General features: G+C 72.0%; 23 protein-coding genes. 6 read left to right on the forward strand and 17 right to left on the reverse strand.

Going from position 1 to position 24,131, the window contains the following annotated elements:
* Nucleotides 1–48: 48 nt before the first annotated feature.
* Genes MUY14_RS29050 through MUY14_RS29065 form a run of 4 tightly spaced genes read right to left on the reverse strand, consistent with a single transcriptional unit; the run spans nt 49 to nt 4,339 of the window.
* The gene (locus MUY14_RS29050; protein WP_247013862.1) at nt 49–1,767 is read right to left on the reverse strand and encodes an aminotransferase class V-fold PLP-dependent enzyme; all 1,719 of its coding nucleotides are present in this window, start codon (nt 1,765–1,767) and stop codon (nt 49–51) included.
* Complete coding sequence (locus MUY14_RS29055; RefSeq protein WP_281506191.1) at nt 1,764–2,531, reverse strand: amino acid ABC transporter ATP-binding protein; 768 nt, start codon at nt 2,529–2,531, stop codon at nt 1,764–1,766. The genes MUY14_RS29050 and MUY14_RS29055 overlap by 4 nt, the downstream gene beginning before the upstream one ends.
* Nucleotides 2,524–3,402, reverse strand: a complete 879-nt coding sequence (locus MUY14_RS29060; RefSeq protein ID WP_247013864.1) for an amino acid ABC transporter permease — start codon at nt 3,400–3,402, stop codon at nt 2,524–2,526. The genes MUY14_RS29055 and MUY14_RS29060 overlap by 8 nt, the downstream gene beginning before the upstream one ends.
* Nucleotides 3,389–4,339, reverse strand: coding sequence for an ABC transporter substrate-binding protein (locus MUY14_RS29065; RefSeq protein WP_247013867.1), 951 nt, complete (start codon nt 4,337–4,339; stop codon nt 3,389–3,391). The genes MUY14_RS29060 and MUY14_RS29065 overlap by 14 nt, the downstream gene beginning before the upstream one ends.
* A gap of 96 nt (nt 4,340–4,435) precedes the next feature.
* Between MUY14_RS29065 and MUY14_RS29070 the strand changes: the two genes are divergently transcribed.
* Complete coding sequence (locus MUY14_RS29070) at nt 4,436–5,422, forward strand: Gfo/Idh/MocA family protein (RefSeq protein ID WP_247013869.1); 987 nt, start codon at nt 4,436–4,438, stop codon at nt 5,420–5,422.
* On the opposite strand, the gene MUY14_RS29075 is transcribed toward MUY14_RS29070, so the two are convergent.
* Nucleotides 5,383–5,964 (reverse strand): NADAR family protein, encoded by a 582-nt coding sequence (locus tag MUY14_RS29075; RefSeq protein ID WP_247013871.1) that lies wholly within the window; start codon nt 5,962–5,964, stop codon nt 5,383–5,385. The two genes, MUY14_RS29070 and MUY14_RS29075, sit on opposite strands and share 40 nt — an antisense overlap.
* Nucleotides 5,965–6,034: 70 nt before the next feature.
* Nucleotides 6,035–7,240, reverse strand: a complete 1,206-nt coding sequence (locus MUY14_RS29080; RefSeq protein WP_247013873.1) for a glycosyl hydrolase family 8 — start codon at nt 7,238–7,240, stop codon at nt 6,035–6,037.
* Between the two features lie 155 nt (nt 7,241–7,395).
* Here MUY14_RS29080 and MUY14_RS29085 point away from each other — a divergent pair, with 155 nt between their 5' ends.
* Nucleotides 7,396–7,794, forward strand: a complete 399-nt coding sequence (locus MUY14_RS29085) for a TIGR03618 family F420-dependent PPOX class oxidoreductase (RefSeq protein ID WP_247013875.1) — start codon at nt 7,396–7,398, stop codon at nt 7,792–7,794.
* A gap of 31 nt (nt 7,795–7,825) precedes the next feature.
* Here the strand turns inward: MUY14_RS29085 and MUY14_RS29090 are convergent, their stop codons facing one another.
* From MUY14_RS29090 to MUY14_RS29100, 3 genes are all read right to left on the reverse strand, one after another.
* Complete coding sequence (locus MUY14_RS29090) at nt 7,826–8,368, reverse strand: TetR/AcrR family transcriptional regulator (protein ID WP_247013877.1); 543 nt, start codon at nt 8,366–8,368, stop codon at nt 7,826–7,828.
* Entirely contained in the window at nt 8,368–9,912 is a 1,545-nt protein-coding gene (locus MUY14_RS29095; protein ID WP_247013878.1) for a long-chain fatty acid--CoA ligase, read from the reverse strand. The genes MUY14_RS29090 and MUY14_RS29095 overlap by 1 nt, the downstream gene beginning before the upstream one ends.
* A gap of 92 nt (nt 9,913–10,004) precedes the next feature.
* Entirely contained in the window at nt 10,005–10,400 is a 396-nt protein-coding gene (locus MUY14_RS29100; RefSeq protein WP_247025287.1) for a RidA family protein, read from the reverse strand.
* A gap of 92 nt (nt 10,401–10,492) precedes the next feature.
* Here MUY14_RS29100 and MUY14_RS29105 point away from each other — a divergent pair, with 92 nt between their 5' ends.
* Nucleotides 10,493–11,458: a YafY family protein gene (locus tag MUY14_RS29105; RefSeq protein WP_247013881.1), complete on the forward strand. Its 966-nt coding sequence runs from the start codon at nt 10,493–10,495 to the stop codon at nt 11,456–11,458.
* A gap of 349 nt (nt 11,459–11,807) precedes the next feature.
* Here MUY14_RS29105 and MUY14_RS29110 read toward each other — a convergent pair whose 3' ends face one another.
* From MUY14_RS29110 to MUY14_RS29120, 3 genes are all read right to left on the reverse strand, one after another.
* Nucleotides 11,808–12,086, reverse strand: a complete 279-nt coding sequence (locus MUY14_RS29110; RefSeq protein ID WP_315863297.1) for a transposase — start codon at nt 12,084–12,086, stop codon at nt 11,808–11,810.
* A 280-nt stretch (nt 12,087–12,366) separates the two neighbouring features.
* Complete coding sequence (locus MUY14_RS29115; RefSeq protein WP_247013887.1) at nt 12,367–13,500, reverse strand: IS701 family transposase; 1,134 nt, start codon at nt 13,498–13,500, stop codon at nt 12,367–12,369.
* A 41-nt stretch (nt 13,501–13,541) separates the two neighbouring features.
* Nucleotides 13,542–13,904, reverse strand: a complete 363-nt coding sequence (locus MUY14_RS29120) for a helix-turn-helix domain-containing protein (RefSeq protein WP_247013889.1) — start codon at nt 13,902–13,904, stop codon at nt 13,542–13,544.
* Nucleotides 13,905–13,996: 92 nt separating this feature from the next.
* Here MUY14_RS29120 and MUY14_RS29125 point away from each other — a divergent pair, with 92 nt between their 5' ends.
* A complete protein-coding gene (locus tag MUY14_RS29125) occupies nt 13,997–14,383 on the forward strand; it encodes a RidA family protein (RefSeq protein WP_247013891.1) in 387 nt (128 codons plus the stop codon).
* Here MUY14_RS29125 and MUY14_RS29130 read toward each other — a convergent pair.
* From MUY14_RS29130 to MUY14_RS29140, 3 genes are all read right to left on the reverse strand, one after another.
* Complete coding sequence (locus MUY14_RS29130; RefSeq protein ID WP_247013894.1) at nt 14,380–15,582, reverse strand: ATP-binding protein; 1,203 nt, start codon at nt 15,580–15,582, stop codon at nt 14,380–14,382. The two genes, MUY14_RS29125 and MUY14_RS29130, sit on opposite strands and share 4 nt — an antisense overlap.
* Nucleotides 15,579–17,357, reverse strand: coding sequence for a dynamin family protein (locus tag MUY14_RS29135; protein WP_247013896.1), 1,779 nt, complete (start codon nt 17,355–17,357; stop codon nt 15,579–15,581). The genes MUY14_RS29130 and MUY14_RS29135 overlap by 4 nt, the downstream gene beginning before the upstream one ends.
* Before the next feature lie 101 nt (nt 17,358–17,458).
* On the reverse strand, nt 17,459–18,466 hold the full coding sequence (locus tag MUY14_RS29140) for an IniB N-terminal domain-containing protein (protein WP_247013898.1): 1,008 nt from the start codon (nt 18,464–18,466) through the stop codon (nt 17,459–17,461).
* A 304-nt stretch (nt 18,467–18,770) separates the two neighbouring features.
* On the opposite strand from MUY14_RS29140, the gene MUY14_RS29145 reads away from it, so the two are divergent.
* Together MUY14_RS29145 and MUY14_RS29150 are read left to right on the forward strand one after the other, a co-directional pair.
* Nucleotides 18,771–19,913, forward strand: coding sequence for a molecular chaperone DnaK (locus tag MUY14_RS29145; protein WP_247013900.1), 1,143 nt, complete (start codon nt 18,771–18,773; stop codon nt 19,911–19,913).
* Nucleotides 19,910–22,318, forward strand: coding sequence for a helix-turn-helix transcriptional regulator (locus MUY14_RS29150; RefSeq protein WP_247013902.1), 2,409 nt, complete (start codon nt 19,910–19,912; stop codon nt 22,316–22,318). Before MUY14_RS29145 ends, MUY14_RS29150 begins: the two co-directional genes overlap by 4 nt.
* A 490-nt stretch (nt 22,319–22,808) precedes the next feature.
* Here MUY14_RS29150 and MUY14_RS29155 read toward each other — a convergent pair whose 3' ends face one another.
* Entirely contained in the window at nt 22,809–23,552 is a 744-nt protein-coding gene (locus tag MUY14_RS29155; protein WP_247013904.1) for a ferredoxin reductase, read from the reverse strand.
* A complete protein-coding gene (locus tag MUY14_RS29160; RefSeq protein WP_247013906.1) occupies nt 23,522–24,121 on the reverse strand; it encodes a sulfite oxidase-like oxidoreductase in 600 nt (199 codons plus the stop codon). The genes MUY14_RS29155 and MUY14_RS29160 overlap by 31 nt, the downstream gene beginning before the upstream one ends.
* Nucleotides 24,122–24,131 lie beyond the last annotated feature (10 nt).

Raw genomic sequence — 24,131 nt, forward strand, 5'->3', positions numbered from 1 at the left:
CATGGTGCGCCCCGGGCAACCGCGGAAACAAGGTCCGTTCGGGCAGCGTCAGGCGCGGATTTCGTTGAGGTAGTTGTAGATCGTGTAGCGCGTGACGTCGAGCCGCCCGGCCAGGTGGTCCACCGCGTCCTTGATGAGGAAATAACCGGCCTCGTCGAGTTCGCGCACCACCGCCGCCTTGTGCCGCTTCTTCATCAGGTCCACCGGGATGCCGGCCTTGGTGACCGCCCGGTCGACGAGGAACCGCTGCAGGCTGTCGACGTCCGGTGGGAAAGTCTCCGGCTCGCCGTTGCCGCCGGCCGAAGCCGACGCGTCGACGCTGTTGACGCACAGGCAGCCGACCGCCACCCCGTCGGCGTCGCGCAGGAACAGCGTCGACGAGCGGATCGGCCGCCCGTCCGGGCCGTGCGTGCGGTAGTTCGTCAGGTCCTGCGTGGTGCCACGGCGGACCAGGCCGAGCAGCAGGTCGGTCATCGGGCCGCCGACGCTGCGGCCGGTCAGGTCACCCGCGATCGCGACGATCGAGTCCGGCAGCCGGCTCAGGTCGTGCAGCAGCACCTCGTTGCCCGGTCCGAGCATCGCCGCCAGCCCCGGGATCGCCGGCACCAGCGCGGTGAGCACCTCGTGCGTGGTCGCGCCCGCGGCCGGCACGACCAGGGGCTCCCGCGGCGCCGTCAACGTCTCCAGCGCGGACCGCAGCAGGTCCGCCGCGGCCGCCGGCGTCGACGCGTGCGGCGACAACCGGACGTGTTCGGGCCGCACGGTCGCCGCTATCCCGGCGTTGGCCAGCGCCGCGCCGACCTGCTCGGCGGGGTGGCCGGGCAGCGTGAACGCGAGGATCCCGGCCCGCCGGTCCACCGCCGACACCACCTCGGCGCCGCACGAGGCCAGCACCTCCTCGAACGAGGTGATCCGCTCGGCGATCCGCGCCGCGATGGCGGCCACCCCGGCGTCCTCGACCAGCTCGAGCGCCTCGGCGAACGCGCCGGAGGTGATCGGGCTGAGGTTGGAGATCGACCACGCCTGCGCGGTGCCGTCGGGCGCGTGGATCTCGTCGTCGAACAGGCCGGGGTCGCGCGCGCCGGTCCAGCCGGACAGCACGGGGTCCATCCGCTCCAGCGCGTTGTCGCTCAGCACCGCGAAGCCGGTGCCCCAGCCCGCGCGCAGCCACTTCTGCCCGCCGACGACCAGCACGTCGGCGACCTCCCACGGCGCCTCGATCACGCCGAAGCCCTGGATGCCGTCGACGACCAGCAGCCGGTCGCCGACGACGTCGCGCAGCGCGGCCAGGTCGGCGCGGAAACCGGTGCGGAAGTCGACCGCGGAGACGCTGACCGTGGTGATCTCCGGCGTCAGCGCTTCCGCGACCCGCTCCGGCGTCACGTAACCGCTGGTCAACCGGCGCACGCGCAGCCGGCCGGCCTGCTCGGCGCGGGCCCACGGATAGGTGTTGGCCGGGAACTCCGACGCCGACACCAGCACCTCGCCCGAGCTGTGGAACGCGGCCTGGAACAACCCGAGACTCGTGTGGGGCAGCAGCACGGTGTGGTCGGTGTCCGAACCGGACAGCCGCGCGGCGGCGGCCTTGGCGCGGACCTCCTGCCGCATCAGCTCGTCCACAGTGGACGGACCGGCCGTGGTGGCCTGGTCGAGCAGCGCGGCCGTGGTGTCGAGCACCGCGTGCGACGGCGGGCCGAAGCGGGCGAAGTCGAGGTAGCCGGCGGGCTCGTCGAACTGGAGCAGGTACCGGGGCGAAATCCGCGTCACGCGAGGATCCTCGCCAGGAACTGCCGGGTCCGCTCGTGCTTCGGCGCGCTCAGCACCTCCGACGGCGGCCCGGTCTCGACGACGGCGCCGTCGGCCAGGAACACCACCTCGTCGGCGGCCTCCGCGGCGAAGCTCATCTCGTGCGTCACGACGACCATCGTCATCCCCTCCCCCGCCAACGTACTCATCACTTCCAGCACCTCGCCGACCAGCTCCGGGTCCAGCGCCGACGTCGGCTCGTCGAACAGCATCAGCTTCGGTTTCATCGCCAGCGACCGCGCGATCGCCACCCGCTGCTGCTGCCCGCCGGACAGCTGCGCCGGGTAGGCGTCACCGCGGTGCCCGAGCCCGACGCGGTCGAGCAGCTCGAGCCCCTGCTCCCGGGCGTCGTCCGGCTTGAGGCCGAGCACCCGGACCGGGCCCTCGACGACGTTCTCCAGCGCGGTCCGGTGGGCGAAGAGGTTGAACCGCTGGAACACCATGCCGATGTCCCGGCGCTGGCGGGCGACGTCGCGCTCGCGCAGTTCGTACAGCTTCCCGCCGCGCTGCCGGAAGCCGATCGGCTCCCCGTCGACCCAGATCTGGCCGGCGTCGATCGTCTCCAGGTGGTTGATGCAGCGCAGGAACGTGCTCTTCCCGGCGCCGGACGGCCCGAGCAGGCAGACGACCTGTCCCTTGTGGACTTCGAGGTCGATGCCGCCGAGGACTTCGGTGTGGCCGTAGGACTTCTTGACGCCGACGGCGCGCAGCAGCGGCTCAGACACGGGCACTCCTCACCAGCGGCACGCCGCGCAACGCCTTGCCGGCGCGGGACAGGGGCCCGCGGTCGGCCTGCCCGAACGAGCGTTCCAGGTAGTGCTGGCCGACGCCGGCGACGGTCACCACGACCATGTACCAGACGGCCGCGGCCAGCAGCGTCTCCATCACCAGCAGGTTGTTGGACGAGATGTTGTTGGCCGCGTGGATCAGCTCGGTCACGCCGATCACCGACGCCATCGACGTGCCCTTGAGCATGTTGATGAAGTCGTTGCCGGTCGGCGGGATGATCACGCGCATGGCCTGGGGCAGCACGACCCGGCGCAGCGCGGCGGCCGGCGTCATGCCGATCGACTTCGCCGCTTCCGTCTGCCCGCTGTCGACGCTGTTCAGGCCCGCCCGCACGATTTCGGCCATGTACGCGCTTTCGTTGAGCGCCAGGCCGAGGAACGCGGCGGTGAACGCGCTGATCAGCACATTCGTCTGCTCGTGGACCAGGAAAGGGATGTCGATGACCGGGAAGACGAGCGCCAGATTGTACCAGAGCAGGATCTGCAGCAGCACCGGCAGCCCGCGGAAGATCCAGATGTACCCGGCGGCGAACCACCGGGCGACCGGGTTGGCGCTGCGGCGCAGCAGGGCGATGACGATGCCGAGCACGATCGCGACGGCCTGGGACAGCACCGCCAGCACGACGGTGTTGAGCAGGCCGGTCGCCATCACCTTGTAGAAGACGAAGTCCGGGACCTGGTTCCACTCGATCTGCGCGTTGCCGAGCGCGATGCCCAGCAGCACGAGCAGCGCGAGGATGATCGCGGCGGCGACCCAGCGGCCCCAGTGCCGGAGCCGGACGATGGGCAGTGGCTCAGGACCCGCCATTGACCGCGGCCTCCTTGATCGCGCCCTGCTCGACACCCCACGCCTGCAGGATCTTGCCGTAGGTGCCGTCGGCGATCAGGGCCTGCAGCGCCTTCTGCACGGAGTCGCGCAGCGGCGCGTTCGCCTTGGTGACGCCGATGCCGTACGGCCCGCCCTCGATCGGCTCGCCCGGGACGACCTCGAAGAACTTACCCTCGCCCGCGGTGCGCGAGATGTACACGGCGCTGGGCAGGTCGTTGAGGATCGCGGCGACGCGACCGGTGCGCAGCTGGTTCTGGTTCTGGTTGTCGCTGTCGGTCGCGGTGACGTTCACCGCGGGCTTGCCCGCCGACGTGCACTTGGCGCTCTGCGCCTCGGCGAACTTCTGGTGGCTGGTGCCCTGCACGACGGCGACGTTCTTGCCGCACAGGGCGTCCGGGCCGGTGATGCCGTCCGGGTTGCCCTTGCGGGTCATGATCGTGATGCCCGAGGTGAAGTAGTCGACGAAGTCGATCTGCGCCTGGCGGGCCTTGGTGTCGTTCATGCCGGCCATCGTCAGGTCGATGCGGCCGGACTGGAGGCTGGTGATCAGCGAGCCGAACGCCATGTCCTGGTGGGTCACGGTGACGCCGAGCTTGGCGGCGACCGCCTTGGCGAGGTCGACCTCGTAGCCGACCGGGGTCTTGCCGTCGGCGGCGTAGAAGTTGTTGGGCGCGGACTGCAGGTTCGACGCCAGGTGCAGCACGCCCGCCTGCTTGACGTTGTCCGGCAGGGCGGCGTTGAGCTGCGCGTCCTTCTGCACGCCCTGGACGATCGCGGCGGTGTCCGGGATGCCGGACGCGGGCGCGCCGGCGGCTTGCGACGTCCCGCCCGCGCCGTCCGGACCCCCACCGCAGGCGGTCACCAGGACGGCCAGGCTCGCGAGCAACACCGCCTGCGCGGCACGTGAACGGGACATAGCGGACCTCCACTGTTCGGCTGGCCGGAACGGTACAACTCGTTGTTGAAGAGGTCAACTGGCTGTTGAAATCTGGTCCGGTGCTAACTTGCGCGGATGAGCCTGCGGATCGGCATCCTGGGTGCGGCCCGAATCGCCCCCACCGCCCTGGTCAAGCCCGCTTCTTCGCACTCCTCGGTCACGGTCGGCGCCGTCGCGGCGCGTTCGCTCGAGCGCGCGCAAGCGTTTGCGGCCCGCCACGGGATCCCGCGGGCGCACGGGTCGTACGAGGACCTGCTGGCCGATCCGGACATCGACGCCGTCTACAACCCGCTCCCCAACGGCCTGCACGGCCGGTGGACGCGGGCGGCGCTGGAGGCGGGCAAGCACGTGCTGTGCGAGAAGCCGTTCACGGCGAACGCGGCGGAGGCCCGGGAGATCGCTTCGCTGGCTTCTTCGTCGGACCGCGTCGTGATGGAGGCGTTCCACTACCGCTATCACCCGCTGGCGCTGCGGGTGGAGGAGATCGTGGCGTCCGGCGAGCTGGGCGAGCTGGCGCGCGTCGAGACGGCGGTGTGCTTCCCCCTGCCGAAGTTCTCGGACATCCGCTACGACTACGCGCTGGCGGGCGGCGCGACGATGGACGCGGGCTGCTACGCGGTCCACATGGCCCGGATCTTCGGCGGCGTCGGGACCCCGTCGGTGGTCTCGGCTTCGGCTCGCCTGCGGTCCCCGCGGGTCGACCGGGCGATGACGGCGGAGCTGCGCTTCCCGTCGGGTCACACGGGCCGGGTGACGTGCTCGCTGTGGTCGTCTTCGCTGCTGCGGCTCAGCGCGAAGGTGATCGGCTCGAAGGGGTCGATCGCGGTGTTCAACCCGGTGGCGCCCCAGGCGTACCACCGGTTCCGGGTCGACGTCGCCGGTACGCGGCGCACGGAGAAGTTCCCGCGCCGCGCGTCGTACGCCTACCAGCTGGACGCGTTCGCGGCGGCGGTCCTGGAAGGTGCCCCGGTGAAGACGTCGGCGGCGGACGCGGTGGAGACGATGACGGTGCTCGACGAGATCTACCGCGCGGCCGGGCTGCCGCTGCGCGAACCGAGCTGAGCCCGGACGTCGGCGAGGGCGAAGCCGAGCAGGTTGAGCCCCCGCCAGGCCCGCGGCTTTTCGGCCCGCGGGTCGTCCGCCGCCAGGCCGATCCCCCAGACCCGGTCGACCGGGCTCGCCTCGACGAGCACCCGCTCGCCGGTCCCGGCCAGGTAGTCCCCGAGTTCCGGGTGCTGCGCGAACTTGGCGGCGTTGCCCGCCACCACGATTTCCCGGCGGTGGGCGACCCAAGCCGCTTCGTCGAACCGGCGCACCTGGCGGCCGAAGTCCTTGGCCTGCTTCGGGTGCACCGCGGTCAGCACCCGCGCGGCCACCTCCTCGTCGCCGAAGAGCAGCGCCTTGCGCCACATCATGTAGTGCTCGGCGGTGGCGAACCGGACGTCGTCGAGTACGAACGGCGCCGGCCACCACTGGCTGAAGCACCCGGAGCCGACTCCGCCGCCGCGAGGCGGGCGATGGCCCCAGAAGCAGAGGTACTTGAACCGCTGACCCGCGTCGAGGGCGCGGGTCAGCTCCTCGACGCTGCGCGGCTGACTGCTCATGGCGCCAGTTTCACGCACGTACCGGCCGCTCCGCACCCGAAATTCGGGGCGGAACGGCCGGCGCGCCGGGTCAAGCTGCCACGTAGTTGCCGCTCAGGATGAGCAGGACCTGGATCGTAATGCCCGTGCCGTAGTAGTCCGTCGCGTCCGGGGACCACGACGAGACCGCCGTCCACAGCTTGTCCAGCCACGCCTGGCTGCCCGGGTCCGCCATCGCCGCCACCGCGAACGGCGCCGTGAAGCACGGGTGCTGGCCGCTTTCGGTCTTCGAGCCCGACAGCGAGTAGCCGCTCTGGATCTTCGCCGGGTCGCTGCCCGTGGCGGACTTGATCCACGTCGTCATCTTGCGGACCTGCGCGGCCGCGGCGCTGTTCGGGGCCGTGATCGCGTCGACGCCGAGGCGCCACGGGTCACGGCACGCGTTCCAGCTGTACTTGCCGTCGTACGGGCCTTCCAGGAACTCCGCCGGCGCCGGCTTCGGGGTCGAGTTCGTGTTGACCACGAAGTCCGGCAGCAGGCCCGTGTTCGGCGCGTACTGCGACTGCAGCTGGCTCACCGCGGTCTCCGACCGGGTCCGGACCGACGTCCAGAAGCTGTCGCCGGTGGCCGTGGCAAACGCCCGCAGGTGCCCGGGCATCCAGTCCGACGAGCGCGAGCTGTTCTTGTACTCCGCGTCGTTGCCCCAGTCGCCGAGCAGCGTGAACTTCGTGGTGCCATTGACCTCGGACTTCTTGATGGCGTTGATGATCCGGACAGCTTCGGCCTTGTAGTTGACCGAGCCCGTGCTGCCCCACTTCTTGTCGGCGATCAGCAGGCCGTACGCGATTTCGAGGTCGCCGTCGGTGGCCGAGTCGCTGCCGTTGACGCTCTTGCAGTTCGCGTCCTGCTCGGCCGCGTGCAGGTCCTTGTTGTTGACCGACGGGTGGGCCTTCACGAACTTCAGGATCCCGTCGACGATCGAGCGCGCCTGCGTGTCCTTGTCCGCCATCATCGCCGAGATCGTCAGGCCGTAGCCCTCGCCCTCGGCGACGAACGAGTGGTCGGCGTCCTTCGACAGCACGGCGTAGGTGCCGCTGCCGCACTTGTTCGTGAGGAAGTTCTTCTTCCAGAAGTCGTAGTACTTCTGCAGCGCGGCATCCTGGGTGGCCTGCGAGACGGACGGCCGCAGCGTGCCCGGCACGTACGGGGTGCCCGCCGCGGACGCGGTCGTCGGCACGCTCAGCAGCCCGGCGGCCAGCGCGGCCGAAGCCACCACCGCCCGGACGATCTTCTTCATCGCTCCTCCGTAAAGACATCGTTGGCTGCGGCGAGGGCGATGTGAGCGTGCCAGAAGGTTCAAGACCTGGTCAAGACTGTTAGGAAACTTTCCTTACTATGACCGTGAGTGGTCTCACCAGGACCCCGGCACCCGGACGGACTAGCGTGGGTCCCATGAAGCTCGACGACCGCGGCCCCGACTTCCGCACGTTCTGGACCGAACGCCGGCTGGCCACCCTCACCACGGTCCGGCCCGACGGCACGCCGCACGTCGTCGCGGTCGGCGTCACCGTGGACTTCGACGCCGGTCTCGCCCGCGTGATCACGTTCGCCTCCTCGGTCAAGGCGCGGCTGATCCGGGCCGCGGGCGCCGACGGCGTCCCCGTCGCGGCCTGCCAGCTGGACGGCCCGAAGTGGTCCACTTTGGAGGGTCGAGCGGTGCTGCGCGACGACCCGGAGTCGGTGCGCGACGCGGAAAACCGCTACGCCGCCCGCTACCGCCAGCCCAAGCCCAACCCCCAGCGGGTGGTCCTGGAGATAGCCGTCACCCGGGTACTCGGTAACGTCTCGTGAGTGTCAGGGCGGTTCCACCCGCCCTGAACACTCACGAGGCGCGGGCGTGCACCAGCCGCGTGTACTCCGCCAGCAGGGTGGCCAGCTCGCTGTGCTCCCCCGCCGATGCCAGCTGCTGGTGACCCACCAGCATCGCCATGCCCAGCGACGTCAGCGTCCGCGCGAGGTCGCCGTCGCCGACGATGCCCTTGACCGCCTTGCCGACCGTGCGCACCCGCGCGGAGTCGACGCGTTTCTGCGCCGCCCGCACGGTTTCGTCGTTCGCCGCCCACGCCCGGATGGCGGCTTCGGCCTCGTGCGGCAGCCCGAGCGTCAGGTCCATCAGCGCGGCGAAGTCGGCCGACGGACCGCCGCTGCCGAAGTTCCCTTCGCGCAGGATGCGCACCTGCCGGTTCTCCCAGTGGTCCAGCAGCTGCTCGACGAACCCCGGCCAGCCGCCGAAGTGGTGGTAGAACGACCCGCTCGTGACGCCGAGGCCGCGGCACAGCCGGCCGACGTTCAGCTCGGTGAACCCGTGCTCCGCCAGCACGTCCAATGCGGCCGCGAAGTACGCGTCCCGCGTCACCGGGGGCATCAGACGTTCCGGTCCCGGTCCCGCCAGTACGGTTCGCGCAGCGAGCGCTTGAGGATCTTGCCGGTCGCGTTGCGCGGCAGCGCTTCCACGACGTCGACGCTGCGCGGGCACTTGTAGTGCGCCAGGCGCTCGCGGCAGAACTCCATGAGCTTGTCGGCGTCGAGCTGGTCGCCGGCCACGACGGCCTTGACCTGCTCACCCCACCGCTCGTCCGGGACGCCGATCACGGCCACCTCGGCGACGCCGGGGAACTCCGCCACCACGCGCTCGACCTCGGGCGAGTAGACGTTCTCGCCGCCGGTGATGATCATGTCCTTGACGCGGTCCTCGAGGAACAGGAACCCGCCGTCGTCCAGGCGCCCGACGTCGCCGGTGCGCACCCAGCCGTCCACGATGGTCTCGGCGGTCGCCTCGGGCTTGCCGAGGTAGCCCGCCATCCGCTGCTCGGTGCGGATCCAGACCTCACCGGTCGCGGCGTCCTCGAGGGTCACCGGGTCGACGATCCGGATGTCCACTCCGGACAGTGCGGTGCCCGCGGAAGCCAGCCGTTCGGGCCGGGACGTGTCGCGGTGCGCCTCCGGGTCCAAGGCGGTGACCGCGCCGGACAGCTCGGTCATGCCGTACACCTGCGCGAACTTCACGTCCGGCCAGGCGGCGAGCACGGTGCGCAGCAACGGGAGCGGCATCGGCGAAGCGCCGTAGCAGAGGTACTTCAACCGGGAGAACGCCTTGAGCGCGTCTTCGCCGGCCTGCGCGATCCCGGCCACGACGGCGGGCACGAGGAACGCGTGCGTGATCCCGGCCCGCAGCGCGGCGAACAGCGAAGCCGCGTCCGGTTCGCGGGTCAGGTAGGACGGTTCGCCGTAGAGGAACCCGGAAACCGCGTAGCAGCTGCCGCCGACGTGGAACAGCGGCATCGCGACGAGGTTGACCTCGCCCGGGCCGATCGGGAACGCGGTGCCGGCGGCGAGGCCGTGGGCGATGACGCCGCGGTGGGTCAGCACCGCGCCCTTGGGGAAGCCGGTGGTGCCGCTGGTGTACATGATGAGCACGCCGTCGCCGGGGTCCACTTCGGACCCCGCGTGCGGCTCCGCGGAAGCCAGGAAGGGTTCGTACTCGTCTTCGTCCCCGCCGACGACGACCACGCGTTCGAGCGCGGGCAGCCGGTCGCGGACCGCGTCGAGCGCGGGCCGCAGTTCGGCGCCGACGAAGACCACCTTCGCGCCGGAATCCCCTAGCACGTAAGCGAGTTCGTCCCCGGAGAGCCGCCAGTTGACCACGGCGTTCGCGGCGCCGATCCCGGCCGCGGCGAAGGTCGTCTCCAGGCAGGCGGGGTGGTTCTTGTCGACGAACGCGACGCGGTCGCCCCGGCCCACCCCGGCGGCCGCGAGGGCACCCGAGAGCCGCCGGACGCGCTCGTCCAACTCCGCCCAGGTCCACGCCTGGTCACCGAAGCGCAGCGCGGTGTCCGCCGGACGTTCGCGCGCCCAGTGCGCGAGGAGCTCGCCGAACAGCCGGACCCGGGGGCGGACGTCGTGGGGCATGGCGGGTTCCCTCCGGCCGGCGCTGGACCATAGACCGGTCTATGGTGCGCCGCGGCCCGCCGGGCGTCAATACCCGGCGGGCCGGCGGCTTTTCACGCGACAGCAGTACCTTCCAGCTCCACCAGCAGCGTGGGAATCGCCAACCGCGTCACGCCGAGCATCGTGGTGGCGGGCGCGGCCCCGGCCGCACCGAGCCGGCCCGCGAGCACGCCGTAGTGCTGGAAGAGCAGGTCGACGTCGGTCGTGTAGACGGTCAGCCGGACGAGGTCGCCCAACGTCATCCCGCCCTCGCCGAGCACCGCCTCGAGGTTGTCGAGGCTCAACGCCAGCTGCGCCGCGAGGTCGCCGTCGTGCTGGGGTTCGCCGTCGCCGTTCATCGCGGTCTGCCCGGCGCAGTACAGCGTCCGGGCGGGCCCGGTGACGAGTTCGCCCTGGTGGTAGCCCAGCGCGACCGACCACGGCCACGGGTTGACCGCCGTTCGTTCCACAGCCACTTCACTCCATCCGTTCGTAGACAGTGCGAAGAGCCTCGCAACCAATACACGACATCCTGTGTCGTGTATTGGGCTACGGTTTCCGCGTGCGCGCCGACCGGCTGGTGTCCCTGGTGCTGCTGCTGCGCCGGCACGGCCGGCTGTCCGCGGCCACACTGGCGCGCGAGCTGGAGGTGTCGACCCGCACGGTGCTGCGCGACATCGAGGCGCTGTCCACGGCGGGCGTCCCGGTCTACGCCGAGCGCGGGCGGCACGGTGGTTTCGCGCTGCTGCCGGGGTTCCGGACCGAGCTCACCGGCCTGACCCACGACGAGGCCCTCGCCCTGCTGATCGCCGGCTCCCGCCGCGGCGCCCCGGCGTTCGGCCTCGGCTCGGCGCTGGCGTCCGCGATGCTCAAGGTGGTCGACGCACTCCCCGAGAGCCAGCGCGACACCGCGGCGAGCGTGGCCGAGCGGCTGCTCGTCGACCCGGCGACCGACCTCCTCGCCCGCCGGCCGGCCGCGGAGGAGGTACCCGACGAGATCGTGGCCGAGGTCCGGCGCGCGGTGTTCGCCGGCCACCGGCTGCGCATCCGCTACGCGGCCGTCGACGAGCCGCCGAAGTGGCGGACGGTGGACCCGATCGGGCTGGTCACCGTGCGCGAACAGGGTTACCTGCTGGCCACGCGGTCCGGCGAGGACCGCACCTACCGGCTGTCCCGGATCCACGCGGCCGAGGAGCTGGACGAGCCCGCGCAGCGACCGGAGCGCGTCGACCTGGACCGGGCGTGGCAGGAGCGCAGCACGCGGTTCCGCACCGGCGGCGAGCAGGTCACCGTGCTGGCGAGGGTGGCCGCGGCCCGGCGGGAGGAGCTGACGGCGACCGCACTGACCGCCACCGAGCCGGCCGGCACCGGCGGCTGGGTGCGGCTTTCGCTGGCCTTCCAGGACCGGCGGCACGCCGAGTGGGCGCTGTGGCAGCTCGGCGTGGACGCGGAAGTCCTTGCACCGCAGTGGTTGCGAACCGCGTTGCACGACCGGGCCACGGCGATCGCCGGGCTTTACGAGACCTAGCTAATGTCTGACAATGCCTTTGTCCAGGTGACCACGGCGTGGAGGACGACCGCTGACCGATAGGCGATGGCGAGCTTGTCGTAGCGAGTGGCCACCCCGCGCCACTGTTTGAGCAAGTTGAACCGTCGTTGGATCACATCGCGCCCTCGGCAGTCGACCGAGTCGAAGGCGGGTGCGAGCCCGGCCGCGTCCGCCTCGGCGGATCCGTAGGTGCCGCATGAGGTGCGGGAACATCGACGAGTCCCCGGCCTGGCCGGGCCCGATCAGACTGACCAGTGGTCGGCCGTTGCCGTCGACGAGATGGTGCACCTTGGTGCTCCACCCGCCGCGGGAACGGCCGATCGCATGCTCAGGCGGCTCGGTCAGCAGATCCGTGTAGTTCGACCCAGCCCCCTGTGGGACGGGTGATGCTGGTGGCGTGCTGATGCGCCCGCGCGATCGTGGAATCCACCGACACCGACCAATCGATGAGGTCGGCTGCGTCGGCGTCGGTGAGCAGGCGCCGCAGGACGGTGTCCCAGGTTCCGTCGCCGGCCATCCGGCGATGCCAGGTCCAGATCGTCTGCCACGGACCGAACACCGCTGGCACGTCACGCCAGGCGATCCAGCACCGATAGCGGTAGATGATTCCTCGACCATCGCCCGCGCATCCGAAAACGGAAGCCTGCGCTTACCGGTACGGACCGGAAGAAGATCCTCGATCCAGCCGAAACTTTTGTCAGACGAGACCTAGTACTGCAACGGCAGTTAGGTGAGTGGGTAGCCTCGTCGTTTGTAGTGGCTGAGGCGAGCTTGGTGTTGTCGTCGACGGCGGAAGCGGGACCAGGCCCAGATGTGGTCGGCGGCGTCGGCGACACGCAGCACCAGCTTGATAAGCAGACGCCTGATCTCCGGTAGCGTGAATCCGATCATGCCCGGCTCGGCGACGCCGGTTCCCCTTTTGCGACAAGGGATCGGGAGACCGCAAGCCAGGCGTGAGCGAGCATGGCCAGGGTGATGTGGGCATACCAAGCCCGCCAGGACCGGACCTGGTAGTGGTCGAGTCCGGCTTCGTTCTTGGCTTGCTGGAAACACTCCTCGATCCGCCAGCGAGTCCCGGCGATCCAGGCCAGGTTCAGCAGGCTCGAACGGCGAGGTCCGTAGCAGACGTAGTAGGCGATCTCGGTCGGGTCTGAGAGTGAGCGGCGGGCGAGCAGCCAGTGTCCACGTCCCGGCTGCCAGCCGATCCGGATCGGCACCCGCGCCCAGTCGTACTCGCGGGGCCCGTGCGCCCCGGCACCGACCGACAGCCGCCGCCACGACCGAGCGGGCAACTGCGCGATCAGTTCGTCGGCGCGGGCTTCGCGACCGCCGGTGGAGACCAGGGTGTCGTTGACCTTGGTGGCCAGCACGTGCGCGGCGTCGTGGGCTTCCAGCCACAACCGCAGGTACTTGACCTGCCCATAGGCCTCATCGGCGGTGATCCAGGTGAACGGCACCTTCGCGGCGAATGCCCGTGCCAGCATCGCCATGGCTTGGCGGGGTTTGGTCTCGAACTCGGTCCCGGCCGGAATCCCTGCTCGCCGGCACCGATCCTGGTCGGCAATCCACGGCTCGGGCAGATAGAGCTCCCGGTCGATCAGTGCATGTCCGCCGGCACCGGCATAGGCCAGGAAGGTGCCGATCTGGCAGTTCTCGATCCGTCCGGCGGTGCCGGAGTACTGCCGCTGCACGCCGGCCGACCGGGTGCCTTTCTTCAGGAACCCGGTGTCGTCGACGATCAGCACGCCACCGGGTTCGCCGAGATGCTCGATCACGTAGTCCCGAACGTCGTCGCGGACACCGTCGATGTCCCAGTCCGCCCAGCGCAGCAGCCGCTGCATCCCGTCCGGCGAGACCTCACCGGCCTGCTCGGCCAGCGTCCACCCGTTCTTCCGCTCCAGACCCGCGACCAGCCCAGACACATACTCCCGCGCCCGACCTCGAGGTTCCGACCGCGCGAACCGGCCCGCAATCCGCTCATGCACCCGGTCCAGCTGATCCATCACCACATCGACCACCACCAGGATGATCTACCACAACACCACTAACTGCCGTTGCAGTACTAGCCGTCGAAGCGGAGCCGGGCGGTTTCGATGTCGCCGAGGTAGCGCTGGGTCCAGCCGCACATGCTGTCGACCGTCGCCCGCAGCCCCTGCCCCGGCGCGGTGAGCGTGTACTCGACCCGGGGCGGGACGGTCGGGAACACCTCGCGCTCGACCAGCCCGTTGCGCTCCAGCATGCGCAGGTTCTGGGTCAGCATCTTGTGGCTGATGCCCTCGACCTCGTTCCGCAGTTCGCTGAACCGCAGGGTGCGCTCGCCGAGCGTCTCGATGATCAGGAACGCCCACTTGTTGGCGACGTCGGAGAAGATCTCCCGCGCCAGCGAATCCGCGCGGGAAAGGTCCGCGTCCTGCTTGGTCACCACCTGGTTCCCCCGTCACCGAAAAGTGCCTTCTTCCGCATGGACCAAAACTCTCCTACGGTTCCTGGGTAACCACAAGTGACCACGGAGGAAAGATGGCTGTCACCCTCGTCAACCCGCCCGAGCTGCCCGCGGTCGACCCCTACCACCAGGTGGCGATCGCCGAGGGGACGAAGCTCGTCTTCGTCGCCGGGCAGGTCGCCTGGGAAACGGAACTCGACCTGGCCGCGCAGGTCGAGCAGTGCTACGTCAACGTCGCCGCCGCACTGGCCGCGGCCGGCGCCACCTTCGACGACGTGGCGAAGCTGAACTTCTCCGTCGTCGACTGGACACCCGCGAAGATGCCCGCCCTCCTCGACGGCATCGCCCGGGGTGCCGCGAAGGTCGGCACCACCGCGAAACCGCCGGCCACGCTCATCGGCGTCGCGGCGCTGGACGTCCCCGAGCACCTCGTGGAGATCGAAGCGACCGCGGTGCGTTAGGCGAACAGCGCCAGCATTCCCTCGGCCGACCGCACCACGACGTGGGCCGCCGTCCGTTCCGCGTGGGGGCGGTCCGGGCGCTCCGCCTCGTGACGCCAGCGCCGCAACGCGTCCAGGCCCGCGTCGTAGATCTCGCCCGGGTCCGCGTCCGGTTCCAGGCCCAGCCGGTCGGCCGGGGCCGTGCCCTGGGCGCCCAGCAGGCGGACCGCCTCCTCCGCGGGGTCGCCGGACAACGCCGTCCGGCCGCCGCGGATGTCCGCGATCAGGCGCAGCTCGCGGAAGTCGTGGGCGGCCGCCGCGAAGCGCTCCACCCGGGACACCAGGCGGTCGCCGCCCGGGCGGGGCTGGGCCGCCAGCAACGCTTCGAGACGAATCACCGCCGTGCGGGCCTTCAACGCCTCCGCCCGCGCGACGAAACAGCCCGCGAGCGTGTCGCGCAGCTCGCCGAGCCCGCTGCGGCGCACCAGTTCCGCCGACAGCTTGACCCGGTCGTCGCAGCCGGTGCGGATCAGCGTCAGCGCCAGGCGGACGCCGAACATCCCGAAGCGCACCACCAGCGACCGCCGCGTCTCCACCGGGATCGGACCCGGGAACGCCGGGTCGGTGAACGAATCCACCGACAGCACGTGGCGTTCCAGCTCCTCCCGCGGCACGGCCGCGAACGCGGCCAGGAGGTCGAACTCGTCGTCGCGCAACGACCGGCCGCCGTACGCCAGCTGGCCGGCCACCGCGATCACGCCCAGGAACCCCGTGCACAGCGGGTCTTCGCGCCAAGCGCGGCGCGCGAGCTGCTTCGCGGTCAGCAACGCGTCGATGCGGCCCGCGCCCACCTCGTCGGCCCGGGACAGCACCAGCACCGAGTTGACCGCGCTCTGCCGCGCGAACGGCGAGCCGCCCGGCGGGTGCGCGGCGGCGAGTTCGTCCGGCTCCAGGTGGCGGACCAGCCGGACGGTCGCGTCCGGGACGTCGTCGGCCGGGCCGGGGTCGTCGAGGAGCACGAGGTCGCGCAGCGCGCGCGTCGGCCATTCGCCGAGCGCCGCGGCGAGCGTCGACTTGCCCGACGAAGGCGCGCCGGTGAACGCGACGCGCAACGGCTGCTCCAGCCGGTTCAGGCAGTCGTGCAGGAGCGCCGAAGCCCGCGGGTCGTCCCGGTAGAGCCCGGCCGCGGCGGCCAGCAGGTCGCGGACGTCCCGCGTCACGCCGAAAGCTCCCGCCGCTGCCGTCCGGCGATCGTGCCGAGCTCGCCCGCACGCTGGTGCAGGCCGGCCAGCCGGTCGATCTCACGTCTGATGTGGACGGTCCGGCGCTCGCGTTCGGCGGTGCCGGCCATGATCGTCTCGCGCTCGTGGGTCAGCTCGTCGGCGAGTTCCTCGGCCAGCCCGGTGAAGTGGTCGCGCAGCCGGCGCTGCACGAGGCGGATCGAGTCGCGGCATTCCTTGCTGAAGCGGATGAACACGTCGTCGACGTGCCGCTGCGCCGCCTGCTTGGCCACGGCTTGACGGCGCTGCAGCCGCATGCCGCCTTCGTCCTTGATCGTCTTCGCGGCGAACGCCGCACCGGCGCCGATCGAGACGGGGTTGATCAGCGGCAGCCCGGCGAGGCTGGTGACCAGGCCGAACATCAGCACGCCGCCGTACGACCCGCGCAGGCCGGTGAAGGCCTGCTGCCCCACCTTGAACTTCTCGATCTTCGGCCGCCGGACGTCGTCGAGGCCCTCCACGCCGGATCCGTCGAGCCGGAGGTCGGGCAGCGCGCGGTCGTACTGCGCGCCGAAGCACGCGGCGACGGCTTGCGCGATCCACTCCGCCCGGTCGGCGAGCCACGTGTAGTTGACGTCGACGGCTTCGGCCAGCGCGTTGTCCAGCCACGGCGCGAATTCGTCCCAGACCTTCGCCGGGTCGCCCTCGTCGAAGGTGCGGTCGATGGTGTTGACGATCTTGCGGGTCCGTTCGCGCAGGTCGTATTCGGCGTCCGACAGCAGATCGGTGATCTCGTCGGAAAGCAGGTTCTGCCACTTCGTGTTCTGCCGCCGCAGGTCGTCGGCACGCCGTTGCGCGCGCTGCAGCAGCGCGGCCTGCCCGAGCCCGGCGTCTTGGGCGACCGTGTCGACGCGGTCGCGCAGCGACTCCACCAGTTCCGTGGCGGCGGCCCGGACGCCCACGGCGGCCAGCAGCGCGCGGGACTGCTCCGCCGGGCGCGCGGCCTGTTCGGCGATCCAGTTCAGCAGCTCGGGAAAACCGGAGCGGGCGTTGAGATCCGCGTCACCGGCCTTCGCGGCGGCTTGGCGGACGACGGCCGAAACCGGCTGGACGGGGGCGTCGATGCCGGCCTCGGCGAGCATCGCGCGGTTGCGCTCGGCCACCGCGCGCCAGCCCGGGGAGGCGTCGATCTTGGTCAGCGCCACCAGGACGTGCGGGCACCAGGTGCGCACGTGCCGGGCGAGCGCGAGTTCGGCGGGGCTCAGCGGCGCGGTCGCGTCGGAGACGAGGATCACCGCGTCCGCTTCGGCGAGCAGGTCGAGGGCCGCGGCGGTCCGCGGTGACCGCGGGTCACCGACCGGCGGCGTGTCGACGAGGACGAGCCCGGCCGACAGGAGTTCGCGCGGCACACCGACTTCGACGCGGCTGAGCGTGCCGGCGGGGCGGGCGCCGAGTTCACCGGTGAGCCGTTCGACCGCGACGGGGATCCGTTCGAGGGAACGGCCGACCAGCGTCGCGGCGGGTTCGGCGGAGTAGGCGATTTCGGTCGGCACGGCGGGGGTCGGGGCGTCGCCGACCGCGCACACCGGCGCGTTCAGCACCGCGTTGAGCAAGTAACCCTTGCCCTGTTTGGGAAAGCCGAGCACGCCGAGCCGGATCTGCCCCGGCGGGGCGTCGCGGCGTCTGCGCAGGCGCTCGGCGAGATCGGCGCGGCCGTGCGTGCGGCACGCGTCCATCGTCTCGTTGAGCACTTCGAGCCAAGCGGGGGCGGTCACAGCGAAGGAGTGTCCCCGGTTTACTCCCCGTGCGCACACCGGGTGCCCGTCCCGCGGTCGCACCCAGACCGCGGGACGGGCACCGGTGACCGGTTCGGGGCTCAGTGCCCGATGTGGAGGTCGTTGCCCGTGGCGACGTCGCCGAGGTGCAGGTTGCCCAGCACGTTGTGGCTGGTGTCCGCGACGTCGGAGACGACGTCATGCACCGCGGAGCTGTTGCCGCTGGCCAGCTCGCCGACCTGGCCGAGGGCGTTGTGGTCGACGTTGATGCCGGTGGCGTTCGTCACGGCACCGGTGACGTCGCCGACACCGTGGACGGCCGAGGCGACCTCGCCGGTGACGTGCTTGACGTCGATGTCCGAGGTGCCCTTGAGGACGCCGGTGAAGTCACCGATGTGGCCGGTGACCGCGCCGACGGTGCTGTTCAGGTCACCGCTGACGTCGCCGATGTGCGTGGTGGTCTCGTAAACCGGCGCGGTCGCGTTGTTCGACAGGTTGCCGACGACGTCGCTGCCGAGGTGCGCGACCTCGCCGGTGGCGCCGACGACCGCGCTGTGGTCGACGTCGGTGACCGAGTACACGAGGTTGCCCGCGACCTGGACCGCGTCGAGGCTGGAGCCGAGGTCGCCCGCGGTGCCGAAGGCGCCGGTCGGGTCGCCGGCCAGGGCGGTGACGCCGGCGGCCGTGGTGGTGAGGTCGTTCACGCCGGGCAGCGCGCCGACGCCCGGGACGGCGGCGGGCAGGCCCAGGTCGCCGATGGCCGGCAGCTCGGTGCCGAGGTCGCCGACACCCGGCAGCGCCGAGGTGGCCGGCAGGCCGAGGCCCGCGGTGAGGGCGGTGAGCTGGTCGATCGCGCCCTGGATGCCCGGGGCGTCGGTGCCGACGCCGGACAGGCCGCCGATGGCCGGGAGGCTGTCCACGGCGGGGAGGCTGTCGACCGGCACGAAGTCGAGCACCAGCGGGATGACCTCGTGCACGTCGGCGGCGCTGACGTCGCCGAGACCGGCGGCGGCGAGCACGCCCTGCGGGTCCGTCCCGAAGGCCGCCAGCGCGGTCGGGTCGTTGAGCAGGTTCAGCGCGAAATCGTGCAACGTCTGCACGGAGTCCATGGGGTTTCTCCTGGTCCGGTGGTTCGGGGGACGGCATCGGCCGCAAGGACCGCTGCTCTCCGTCATCAAGGTAGGGAGCCGACCCCCCAGCGCACATCGGGGATCACTCCGAGTCGCAGTCCGGTCAGCCGATAGGGGATCGATATGTCATCGTTAGGGAGTTAGGGGCTCATCCGAGACGCGCTCAGTTGGGTTAAATCCCCCCAGGCCCTTGATTGACTAACCCGTTTGGGTGAGGATGCCCCGAGCCCTAGGGGGATTCCGTACCCCTGATCAGCCCCCGCGAGGTGAGGAGGAACCGCCGTTGCCCTACGTCCTCGGGATCGATGTGGCACAGGCGCGGACCCACGCCGCGACCTGCCGCCGTCAAGGCACCGGCTGGGGCGAGCCCGAACCCCTCTGGCTGGGCGAACGGTCCCCGGCCGCGGCGTCCGCGCTGTTCCTGGACGACGAGGGGTACCTGCTCACCGGGGACGCGGCCGCGCAGGCCGGCGCCCGGGTCCCGTCCCGGCTGCTCACCGGTTTCCACCGGCGGATCGGCGATGACGTGCCGATGCTCGTCGAAGGCGAGGCGTTCCCGCCCGAGACGCTGACCACCGTGCTCGTCGAGGGGATCGCCGAGCACGCCGCGGACCTCTTCGGCGGGCCACCGGACCACCTGGTGCTGACCCACCCCGGCGACTGGGGCGGCTACCGCCGTGACGTGCTGCGGCGGGCACTGGCCGGCGCCGGGTTCACCGCCGTCACGCTGGTCCCCGGCTCGATCGCCGCGCTCGGCGCGCACCTGGCCGTGCCCGGCCCCGGCGCGACCGCGGCCGGGGTGTGCGAGTTCGGCGCCGACGGCGTGAGCGTCACGCTGGCGACGGCGACCGCCGCCAGCGGCTGGCAGCCCGGCACGAGCGCCGAAGGCGTGGCCCCGGCGGCCGCGCTGAGCACGCTGTTCGCCCTCGCCGGCGCGGCGTCGACGTCGCCCCGGGGGCTCGCCGGCGTGGTGTTCTGCGGCGACGTGCCTCCGCACGCGCTGCCCGCCCGGCCGCCGTGCCCGATGTTCGCGGGACCGGTTCCGCCGGCGACCGCCGCGCTCGGTGCGGCCGCCCTCGCGGTGCTGCGCGCCGAGGGCCGCGGCGGTCCCCTGGAACCCCCGGCCGTCGAGACCACCCTGCTCCCCCAGGTGGACACGCTCGGTGAGCTCGGCGAGCGGCCGCCCCGGCCGCCGGTCGACATCACGCCGTTCGAACTGCCCGAGCGCGCCACCCCGATGAACCTGTTCCGGCGGCGGCGCCCCCTCGCCGCCGCGATCCTGCTGCTCGCCGCCGGCGTCTCCGCCGGCGCGATCACTCTCACCGCCCGTGAAGCCACCGCGGGCCCCGGCACCTCCCCCGCTCCCTCCCCCGCCCCGAGCCACTGCGCCCGCCCCGGCGCCCCCTCCGGTGAAGGTCACTGTTGAACACTCTGCTCACGCAGGTTTCCCCGCTCCACACCGTTCCCGCGCACCCGGCGGCCCGGCAGCTCCTCGACCGGGTCGCGGCCGAACCCGCCGAACCGCTGCGGCTCGCCGTCGTCGCCCCCGGCGGCTACGGCAAGAGCGTCCTGCTCGCCGCGCTCGATCGCTGCTACCGCGAGGCGGGCGTCGACGCCGTACTCGTCGACGACGCCGACCGGCTCGGCCCCGACCAGCTCGAGGACCTGCTCGCCGGCGCGGACGGCCCGATCGTCGTCGCGCACCGGCCGGCCGCGGTGGCGCCCGGCTGGACGCTGCTGCAGCTCGGCCCGCTCGGCGTCGAGGACATCGCCCGGATGATGACGGCGGTGACGGGTTCGCCCGCCGACGCGGACTCCGCGGCCGAGCTGCACGCGCGCAGCGGCGGCGTGCCGAGGCTGGCCGAGCGCGCGCTGCTCGGGCGGCTCGAGGAGTTCCGGCCGGAGCTCGACGAGCTCGACGACGCCGTGCTGCGCTACCTGATCGCGGCCGAAGCGGGGGCGGGACGCAACCTGGACCTGTTGTCCGCGTTGCTCGACCGCGACCCCGACCAGCTCCCCGCCGTCGTCGAGGGCGCCCGCGCGACCGGCCTCCTCGCCCCGGACGACACGCTGCTGCCCCTGGCCGCCACCGCCGTCCGCGACTTCGGCCCGCCCGCCCGCCGCCTGGCGACGGTGCAGCGGCTGGTGGAGCTGCAGCTGGCGAACGGCCTGCCGGTGCTCGACCTGGCACGGTCCCTGCTCGGCACGGGCAGTTCCGGCGCGTCCGCGGCGGCGGCCTTCGCGGCGGCGGCCGGCGAAGCGCTGCCGTCCGACGCGCGGCTGGCGGTCCGGCTGTTCGAAGCCGCCGCCGAAGCCGGCGACCGCTCCCCGGCGGTGACGGCGGGCTGGGCCCGCGCGGCGGCGTTGTCCGGCGACCTCGACACGGCATTGCGGCTCGGTGACGGGATGCTCGGCGCGACCGACGCGGAGACCCGCGCGGCCGGCGCCGCGATCGCCGCGACGGTGCTGGCGCACCGCGGCGAGCTGGCCCGCAGCGCGGAGCTCTACCACTGGGCGGCCCGCACGGCCGAGCTCCCCGCGACGAGCTGGGCGGGCGCCGACGCGTTCGCGGCCATCGCCCTCGTCGGCACCGGCGACCTCCCCGGCGCCCGGCAGTTGTTGGACACCCCCGCCCCCGGCGTCGCTCCGACGTTGTTCGCGGGCGCGGCCACCCGGATGGCGGGCGGCATCGCGGATTCGGTGTCCGGCTACGCGTCGGAAACGTTGTCGACGTTGCTGGGCGCGGCGGCGATGCTGGAGCCGGCCCTGGGCGGCACGCTGCTCCCGGACAGCCCGGCCGCGCTCGCCGCGCTGGCGGCGTTGCACACCGGCGAGCTGGCGCTGGCGGAGTCGGTCCTGACGCGCGCGCTGGAGGGCCACACCGGCGGCAACCTCCTGGAGTCCCGCCATCGCCTCCTGCTCGGCTGGGTGGCGATGACGGCCGGCGACCTCGCCAAGGCGGCGGAACACCGCGACGCCGTCGCCGGCCGGCCCCTGGAAGCCCGCGACGAGCTGTTCTTCGCGACGTTGGACCTCGGCTTGGCCCGTCGCGCGAGCGACCTGGTCGGCTTGCAGCGGGCGTGGAACCGCGCGTACCAGGCGTCGATGCGGCAGCAAACGGACCTGTTTTCGCTGCTGCCACTGGGCGAGCTGGCGATCGCGGCGGCCCGCACGGGTGCGTTCGCGAAGCTCGCACCCCAGCTGGAGCGCGCCCACGCACTCCTGTCCCGCCTCGGCGAACCTCCACTGTGGACGGTGTCGTTGGTCTGGCACGAGCTCCACGCGGCGATCACGCTGGAGGACGCGGAGTCGGCGAAGGCCCACCTGGCAACGTTGACGACCCACGCCCACTGCGGCCGCCACCCCCGAGCCCTCGCGACGGCGGCCCAGTGCTGGCTGGAGGTCCTGAGCGGAACGTTCGCCCCGAACCCGATCGCCGCGGCGGCCGCGGAACTGCACGACTTGGACCTCCGCTGGGACGCGGCCCGCTTGGCCGGCCAGGCGGCGATCCGCACGTCCGATCGCAAGGCGATGGTGCAGTTGCTGGAGGCGGCCCGGCAGTTCCAGGGCACGGCGGCCCGGCGTGATCAGGGGACGACGGAGCCGGCTGCGGCTGGGACCGGTTTGGCGGCTTTGAGCGAGCGGGAGCTGGAGGTGGCCCGTCTTGTCGTGGAGGGGCTGACGTACAAGCAGGCGGGGAGCAAGCTGTTCATTTCCGGGAAGACGGTGGAGCACCACATGGCCCGGATCCGCGGAAAGCTGGGGGCGGCGGACCGGCGGGAGCTGCTGGCGACGCTGCGGGAGTTGTTGTCACGGCCGGACGCGCCCTGAGCCGCACCCGCTGAGCTTGCAGGGCCCCTGACGGGCGGCTCGCGCGAGCGCTGCCAGCGGTACGGCGGCAGGCCTTGGTCCACCGACCACGCCCTGGCGCCGACTACGCAGCGCGGTGCAGCTCGACCGCGGGCAGCGTCCCGCGGCCAGCCTCGGCTCGGGGAGGTGCGGCGTAGCTCCACCACGCTGGTGTCGCGCGGCCAGACGCAAGGCGGTGCGGGCGCGGCGGGCCCCACTCGCACGGATGCCGTGCGGTCAGTAGCGGCTGGGCGGGTGCGGGGCACCTCCGACCGCGCGCGTGCCGTGTGGTCAGTCGCGGCTGGGGCGGGCACGGCGCAGCTCCAACCACACCGGCGTCACGCGGGCACGAGGCAGCTCCCACCGCGTCCACGTCTTGCGGTCAGTCACGGCTGGGCGGGCACGGCGCAGCTCCAACCACACCGGCGCCACGCGGGCACGAGGCAGCTCCCACCGCGTCCACGTCTTGCGGTCAGTCGCGGCTGGGGCCGAAGCGTTCCGTTCGGATGCGGTGCGGGTCGTGGCCGAGGGCCAGCAGGATGTCCGCTGCCGTTTCCACGAAGGCCGTCGGGCCGCAGATGAACGCTGTCGCGCCGAATTCGGCGGGCCAGGCTGCTGTGTTGAGGGTCGCCACGTCGATCCGGCGGGGGATGCCCGGGCGGCCTTCGGGGAGCTCGCGGGTATAGACGTACGTGATGTCCAGGCCCGCCACCGGGGTGCGGAGCTCGTCAGCGTAGTACTGCTCGGCGGGGGTGCGCAGGGAATAGATCAGCTTGAACGGGGTGCGGACGCCCGCCGCGCGGCGGGCGCGGATCATCGACATCAGGGGGACGATGCCCGAGCCGCCCGCGATGAGGAGGACCGGTTCCGGGTTCGTGGGGCGCCACGCGAACCAGCCGCCGATCGGGCCGCGGATTTCGACCGGGTCGCCGATCGCGTACGGGCCGGTGAGGTGCTCCGAGACTTCGCCGTCGGCGACGCGCTGGACCGTCAGTTCCACCCGGTCGCCGTTCGCGGGGGTGGCGAGGGAGTAGCTGCGCTGGGCGCGGTAACCGTCCGCGGCCGTCAGGCGGACGTCGACGTGCTGGCCCGCCAGGTGTCCCGGCCAGCCGGGCAGGTCGAACACGAGCGTGCGGGCCGTCGGAGTTTCGTCGCGGAATTCGGCCAGGCGGGCGACCCGCCAGGCTAGTCGCCCTGATACCGCTGTTCGCGCCATGGATCCCCGTAGTCGTGGTAGCCGACGTTCTCCCAGAAGCCCGGCTCGTCCCGGGTCTTCAGCTCCAGCCCGCGCACCCACTTCGCGGACTTCCAGAAGTACAGGTGCGGCACGAGCAGCCGCGCCGGGCCGCCGTGCTCGGGGGTGAGCGGCTTGCCGTCGTACTCGTAGGCGATCCAGGCCTGGCCGTCGAGCAGGTCGGCCAGCGGCAGGTTCGTCGTGTAGCCGCCGTAGGAGTGGACCATGACGTAGTCGGCCTCGGTGTCGAGCCCGCCGACCAGCGTGTCGACCGCGACGCCGCGCCAGCGCGTGTCCAGTTTGGACCACTGGGTGACGCAGTGGATGTCCACAGTGGGTTTTTCGCTCGGCAGCGCCAGCAGCTCGGCCCAGCTCCACGTGTGCTTGTCACCCTTTTCGGTGGTGACCGCAAACTCCCACGTCTCGGTGCGCACGCGTGGCGTCGGCCCCGCGGACAGCACCGGGAAGTCCTCGGCCAGGTACTGACCGGGCGGCAGGCGCGGGTCGCCGCTGCGGGCCCGGCCCTGGAAACCCGGTGTCACGACACCCATGCGGCACTCC

The sequence above is a fragment of the Amycolatopsis sp. FBCC-B4732 genome, assembly GCF_023008405.1.
Classification (GTDB): domain Bacteria; phylum Actinomycetota; class Actinomycetes; order Mycobacteriales; family Pseudonocardiaceae; genus Amycolatopsis; species Amycolatopsis pretoriensis_A.

Excerpts from the sequence above, each read along its gene's own strand:
- MUY14_RS29060 (WP_247013864.1), bottom strand. The coding sequence starts at position 3,402 with ATGGCGGGTCCTGAGCCACTGCCCATCGTCCGGCTCCGGCACTGGGGC.
- MUY14_RS29065 (WP_247013867.1), bottom strand. The coding sequence starts at position 4,339 with ATGTCCCGTTCACGTGCCGCGCAGGCGGTGTTGCTCGCGAGCCTGGCC.
- MUY14_RS29070 (WP_247013869.1), top strand. The coding sequence starts at position 4,436 with ATGAGCCTGCGGATCGGCATCCTGGGTGCGGCCCGAATCGCCCCCACC.
- MUY14_RS29075 (WP_247013871.1), bottom strand. The coding sequence starts at position 5,964 with ATGAGCAGTCAGCCGCGCAGCGTCGAGGAGCTGACCCGCGCCCTCGAC.
- MUY14_RS29080 (WP_247013873.1), bottom strand. The coding sequence starts at position 7,240 with ATGAAGAAGATCGTCCGGGCGGTGGTGGCTTCGGCCGCGCTGGCCGCC.
- MUY14_RS29085 (WP_247013875.1), top strand. The coding sequence starts at position 7,396 with ATGAAGCTCGACGACCGCGGCCCCGACTTCCGCACGTTCTGGACCGAA.
- MUY14_RS29090 (WP_247013877.1), bottom strand. The coding sequence starts at position 8,368 with ATGCCCCCGGTGACGCGGGACGCGTACTTCGCGGCCGCATTGGACGTG.
- MUY14_RS29095 (WP_247013878.1), bottom strand. The coding sequence starts at position 9,912 with ATGCCCCACGACGTCCGCCCCCGGGTCCGGCTGTTCGGCGAGCTCCTC.
- MUY14_RS29125 (WP_247013891.1), top strand. The coding sequence starts at position 13,997 with ATGGCTGTCACCCTCGTCAACCCGCCCGAGCTGCCCGCGGTCGACCCC.
- MUY14_RS29140 (WP_247013898.1), bottom strand. The coding sequence starts at position 18,466 with ATGGACTCCGTGCAGACGTTGCACGATTTCGCGCTGAACCTGCTCAAC.
- MUY14_RS29155 (WP_247013904.1), bottom strand. The coding sequence starts at position 23,552 with ATGGCGCGAACAGCGGTATCAGGGCGACTAGCCTGGCGGGTCGCCCGC.
- MUY14_RS29160 (WP_247013906.1), bottom strand. The coding sequence starts at position 24,121 with ATGGGTGTCGTGACACCGGGTTTCCAGGGCCGGGCCCGCAGCGGCGAC.